A 1101-nucleotide genomic window follows, 5' to 3' on the forward strand; every position below is an offset into this window, starting at 1 on the left:
GGGTCCCGCGAAAAGGGCTTGATTCTCCATCCGCTGGAGGGATGAGAGTAGGTCCCGTGAGCGACCACATCGAGATGCTGACCATCGGCGACCTCGCCCGGCGCACCGGGGTTTCGGTGCGCACGATCCGCTTCTGGTCCGACATCGGCATCCTTGCGCCGGCCGGGCGCACAGCAGGCGGCTTCCGGCTCTACGACGCCGGTGCCGCCGCCCGCCTCGACCTGGTCCGCACCCTGCGCGAGCTGGGGTTGGACCTGGAGACGGTACGCCGGGTACTCGACCGGCAGGTGACCGTGCGCGACGTGGCCAGGGCCCATGTACGGGCACTGGACGCGGAGATCCGCACCCTGCGGGTGCGGCGCGCGGTGCTCGACCGGGTCGCTCGACGTGACAGTACGACCGAGGAGATGACGATGATGCACGATCTGGCCCGGATGTCCGCCGACGAACGGCAGCGGATCATCGACGGGTTCGTCCACGAGACCTTCGACGGTATCGACCCCGAGGCGCCCGGCGCTCACCTGGCCCACGCTATGCGCACCATGCCGGCTCACCTGCCCGCCGACCCGACTCCCGAGCAGGTGGAGGCCTGGGTGGAGCTGGCCGAGCTGGTCGGCGACGCGGCGTTCCGGAAGCGGGTACGGGAGATGGCCGTGGCCGGGTCGCAGGGAGAGCAGCAGCCGGAGGGCCCCGACCCGGCGAAGGTCGCGGAGCTCGCCGGCCGGGCGGTGCGCGAGCACGTCGTTCCCGAATCGGCCGCCGGCGAGGAGATCCTGCACCGGATCGTCGGCCCCGGCCTGCCCGCGGCGGAACGCGCCCGGCTGGCCGAGAAGTTGGACACCTTCACCGACCAGCGGGTGGAGCGGTACTGGCAGCTGCTCGGCGTGCTGAACGGGCGTCCGCCGATCCCCTCACAGGTACCGGCGTTCGCCTGGCTGATCGCCGCACTGCGCGCACACGGTCAGAGCCTGTCCGACCCTGACCCGTCGGACGGAACCCAGCGCGACGCGCCCCTGAAGCCGTAGGCCATGGCCGTGAGCCCTGAGCCGTGGCTTACGGCGGCTCGGGCACCGGCCGCGAGGCGTGTCCGTCAGCGTGGGG

At 71.9% G+C, this 1101-nt stretch carries 1 protein-coding gene; it reads left to right on the forward strand.

What is annotated here, in order from left to right; genetic code table 11:
* The first annotated feature begins 56 nt into the window (after positions 1 to 56).
* Positions 57 to 1025, forward strand: a complete 969-nt coding sequence (locus ACO1BR_RS33180; RefSeq protein ID WP_426798810.1) for a MerR family transcriptional regulator — start codon at positions 57 to 59, stop codon at positions 1023 to 1025.
* Positions 1026 to 1101 lie beyond the last annotated feature (76 nt).

This window comes from Streptomyces sp. YGL11-2 (assembly GCF_050054615.1).
Lineage (GTDB): Bacteria > Actinomycetota > Actinomycetes > Streptomycetales > Streptomycetaceae > Streptomyces.